This is a genomic window from Shewanella sp. N2AIL (assembly GCF_022690845.1).
In the GTDB taxonomy this organism is placed as follows: Bacteria; Pseudomonadota; Gammaproteobacteria; order Enterobacterales; family Shewanellaceae; genus Shewanella; species Shewanella baltica.
In genome coordinates this window covers 1-4,094 of the sequence record NZ_JALBYT010000061.1, presented here as the reverse complement: position 1 = coordinate 4,094, position 4,094 = coordinate 1, and the positions used below count along the sequence as shown (strand labels likewise).

General features: G+C 46.4%; 4 protein-coding genes and 4 tRNA genes. 1 reads left to right on the top strand and 7 read right to left on the bottom strand.

The window, feature by feature from the left end; genetic code table 11:
* The 5 genes from MO387_RS20655 to MO387_RS20635 form a co-directional block, all read right to left on the bottom strand.
* Positions 1-163, bottom strand: a 163-nt coding sequence (locus tag MO387_RS20655; RefSeq protein ID WP_242326501.1) for a GTP-binding protein, incomplete at its 3' end; no start/stop codon positions are given.
* 117 nt (positions 164-280) lie between these two features.
* Positions 281-356: transfer RNA gene (locus MO387_RS20650), tRNA-Thr, on the bottom strand.
* A gap of 8 nt (positions 357-364) precedes the next feature.
* Positions 365-438 (bottom strand) — tRNA-Gly (locus MO387_RS20645).
* Between the two features lie 39 nt (positions 439-477).
* Positions 478-562 (bottom strand) — tRNA-Tyr (locus MO387_RS20640).
* A gap of 8 nt (positions 563-570) precedes the next feature.
* Positions 571-646, bottom strand: a tRNA-Thr gene (locus tag MO387_RS20635).
* A 234-nt stretch (positions 647-880) separates the two neighbouring features.
* Here MO387_RS20635 and coaA point away from each other — a divergent pair.
* Positions 881-1,831: a type I pantothenate kinase gene (gene coaA, locus MO387_RS20630; RefSeq protein ID WP_011848150.1), complete on the top strand. Its 951-nt coding sequence runs from the start codon at positions 881-883 to the stop codon at positions 1,829-1,831.
* A gap of 27 nt (positions 1,832-1,858) precedes the next feature.
* On the opposite strand, the gene birA is transcribed toward coaA, so the two are convergent.
* Together birA and murB are read right to left on the bottom strand one after the other, a co-directional pair.
* Entirely contained in the window at positions 1,859-2,818 is a 960-nt protein-coding gene (gene birA, locus MO387_RS20625; protein WP_242326500.1) for a bifunctional biotin--[acetyl-CoA-carboxylase] ligase/biotin operon repressor BirA, read from the bottom strand.
* The gene (gene murB / locus MO387_RS20620; protein WP_242326499.1) at positions 2,811-3,836 is read right to left on the bottom strand and encodes a UDP-N-acetylmuramate dehydrogenase; all 1,026 of its coding nucleotides are present in this window, start codon (positions 3,834-3,836) and stop codon (positions 2,811-2,813) included. The genes birA and murB overlap by 8 nt, the downstream gene beginning before the upstream one ends.
* Between the last annotated feature and the right edge of the window lie 258 nt (positions 3,837-4,094).

The window sequence follows — 4,094 nt, the reverse complement described above, 5'->3', positions numbered from 1 at the left end:
CTGGAGCGTTATCGATTTGAGAGAAGTCTTTAGCTTCGCCACCGTAGGTCTTAGCCAGTACGTGAGAGATAGCTGCAGTCAGTGTGGTTTTACCATGGTCAACGTGACCAATGGTGCCCACGTTTACATGGGGCTTAATACGTTCAAATTTAGCTTTAGCCATGGTAATGCCTCAGTCCAAGAATCTTGGTGATGAAAACTAACATATAGAAAAAATCCGATGCATTAAAATGACATCGAACCGATTATGTTTAGGCGTAGGAGCTAAATTTAGAGAGGCTGGTGCTGATAGGCAGATTCGAACTGCCGACCTCACCCTTACCAAGGGTGTGCTCTACCAACTGAGCCATATCAGCAACTAATTTGGAGCGGACAGCGGGAATCGAACCCGCGTTATCAGCTTGGAAGGCTGGAGTAATACCATTATACGATGTCCGCGCAACCTAACTAAGGCTACCTAACTACCTAGAAAAAAAGTGGTGGAGGGAGAAGGATTCGAACCTTCGAAGGCTGAGCCGTCAGATTTACAGTCTGATCCCTTTGGCCACTCGGGAACCCCTCCACAGAAAATGGTGCCGGCACCAAGAGTCGAACTCGGGACCTACTGATTACAAGTCAGTTGCTCTACCAACTGAGCTATGCCGGCATATCATTTCGGAACGGGATATTAGGTAAATGCGCTCTCAAGTGCAAGTAAAAAACGTCCATTTACGTAAAAAAAGCGCTTGAACGGTGTTTTTTTACACGTTATCCAACTTTGACGACCAATTAAACAGCGAATACATCAAACGACGACGGAAACACGACTGCAATCACCCATTTAGTATTGTTCCGAATAATCTCATAGTGTACTGTGCCTTTCCTAAGCTGAGGAAAGCCAATGACTTCTAAAAATTCAATTCAAAAAGCACTCTATCTCGCCTTTGAGCGCCTGCAATGGTCTGAGTTACGAGATTCAGTGCCGCTGACGCTGAGTGAGCAAGACTTGGAAAACCTTAGAGGCATAAATGAGAAGATTTCCTTATCGGAAGTCACTGATATTTACCTTCCCCTTAGCCGGCTACTCAATTTAATTGTCAAAGCTAAGCAGCAACGTGGCTTAGTAGTTGATGAGTTCCTTGGGCAAAAACCATCAAGAAGCCCTTACATCATTAGTATTGCCGGCAGTGTCGCCGTCGGCAAAAGTACCACAGCGCGTATCTTGCAAGCCTTGCTACGGCATTGGCCTGAGCACCCTAAGGTCGATCTCGTCACAACGGATGGCTTTTTGTATCCGCTGGCAGACTTGAAACGTAAAGGCTTGTTACAACGTAAGGGATTTCCGGAAAGCTACGATATGAAAATGCTGGTTGAGTTTATCTCGGCAGTGAAATCTGGCCAACCCCATGTGAAAGCGCCTATCTATTCACACGTCACCTATGACCGTGTTAAGAATCAGCACCAAACCGTTTCTCAGCCAGACATCTTAATTTTGGAAGGCTTGAATGTACTGCAGACTGGGCTAGACTCCCCCGTCGATACCCGTCGTCCTTTTGTCTCCGATTTTGTCGACTTTTCTATTTATGTCGATGCGGAAGAGCCGTTACTCAAACAATGGTATAAAGAACGCTTCTTGCAATTCCGCTCTGGCGCCTTCAGTGACAAGAAATCGTATTTTCATCACTATTCGTCGCTAACCGATGATGAAGCCAATACCATTGCCGCCAATATTTGGGACACAATTAACGGTCCCAACCTGCAATTAAATATTCAACCGACCCGTGAAAGGGCGCATTTGATCTTGCAAAAAGGTCAGGATCATTTGATGTCCCACGTACTGATGCGCAAATAGTTTTCTGTAAAATAGTCTCTTGGGTGCTTAGCGGGCCCTTAAGCTAATTTCACCGCCGATAAATGCTTGCACACCGTCGGCGGTTTCGAGCAATACCGCACCCTGCTCATCAACACCGCGACAAATCCCTTCGACAGACTTTTCCCCCATAAGCAAACGTATTTCACGACCATAAAATAAGTCTGCCGCTTGCCAACGAGCCTTGAATGCCGCTAATCCTTCACGTTCAAATAGCTGGATATCGCGCTTCAGTTGCTTCTGTAATTCGATAACAAGCGCAGTCTTATCTGGCATATCAACCAAATCTGACAGGTCACTCCAAGGCTGATCGATACCTTTGCCTTGCGCCTCTGACATCGCCATATTAACGCCAACACCAATGATCAGCTGGCACTGACTATCTGCCTGTCCCGACATTTCAATCAAGATCCCGGCAAGCTTCTTGTTATCCAAATAGATATCATTCGGCCACTTGACCCCAATATTCTCGACCCCAAACGATTTAAGCACTTCAACTAGAGTGCACGCCACCACTAAACTTAGACCCATGGCCTGTGCCATTCCCTGCGGGAATGTCCAAAACAATGAGAAGTACAAGTGATGCCCATAGGGCGACACCCAAGTGCGACCTCGGCGACCGCGACCTGCTGATTGATACTCTGCCACGCACACATCGCCATTCTTTAGCTCAGTGGTATGGCTCAGCATAAAGCCGTTGGTGCTTGCGATCTCATCAAAATAAAAACAACGGTTATCAATTGACTGCACTAAACGTGAAGAATCAATCAAAGAGATGGGATTGGCTAGCTTATAGCCGCGACCTTTAACGCTAAAAATTGCTACGCCATAGGTTTCTAACGCATCAATGTGCTTATTTACAGCGGCGCGCGAAATCCCAAGTTCAGTGGCTAACTGCTCGCCTGAAACAAATTGACCGCTAGACAATAACGCTAATATCTGGCGCTTTCTTCCCCAATTATCAGACATACAAATCTCCTTCACCGTTAGCGCCCATGATTCTAGGTTCAGCTTCTAGCACAACACCAAATTTATCCTGTACTTGCGCAATAACATGCAGCGCTAAGCGACAAATATCGCGCCCCGTAGCCCCGCCTCGATTCACTAATACCAAAGCTTGTTTGTCATGCACAGCAGCATTACCAAGCACAAAACCTTTCAGTCCCGCTTGCTCAATCAACCAACCTGCCGCCAATTTCACCGTCGCATCCGCTTGCGCGTAACCCACTATCGTCGGAAAACGCTGTGCTAAATCTAGATAACAGGCCGCGCTAACAATTGGATTTTTAAAGAAACTGCCTGCATTGCCGAGCACTGCTGGATCAGGGAGCTTTTCACTGCGCACTTGGCATACGCGCTCAAAAATCTCACGGGCTGTAACGGTTGCTGGATCAAACGATTGCAATGGACCATAGACCAAACGCGGTTGCCAACGTTTAGCTAAGCGCAGTCCGACAGCTGTAACTACGGCAAGATTGCGCAATTTGTCTTTGAAAATAGACTCACGGTAAGCAAATTGACACTCAGCTGTACTTATACGCACAAACTCACCTGAGGGTAAATCAAGATACTCAACCCAATCACATACATCACAGAGTTCAACACCATAAGCGCCAATATTCTGGATAGGTGCTGCGCCAACCGTTCCAGGAATTAACGCCATGTTTTCCAGCCCAAACATGCCATGCTCGAGCGTAAACTGAATTAACTCGTGCCAATTCTCACCCGCCTCAATCTCGAGATAAAACGCTTCTGCGTCTTCAGATACTTTTATCCCCTTCGATAAAATCCTGACAACTGTACCGTTAAAGTCCTCTGTGAAGACCAGATTGCTACCGCCACCAAGCACCAACATAGGCAATTGCTGTTGCCATAGTGGCAAACACATCGCCTGAACAGCTTCTTTTGAGTGCACCTCAACAAGATCGGCGCAAGACTGGGCTAAACCAAAGGAATTAAACGATTTAAGGCTATGAGATAGAGACATGTGTTTGATCAATGACGACAAAAACACATTGTAACTGCTAAAAGCGAGGATTGCAGCTAACGCGGAGGACACGTATTGATGAAATAGTCATCGTGGAGTGGGTATTTAGACGAAAAATTACGCTGAAATTAACAAATTGCAGACGCAAAAAAGCCAGCTTATTCAGCTGGCTTCGTTACATCTCAATGAGATAATTAGGCGCTTGGCGATGACCTACTCTCACATGGGGAGACCCCACACTACCATCGGCGCGTTTGC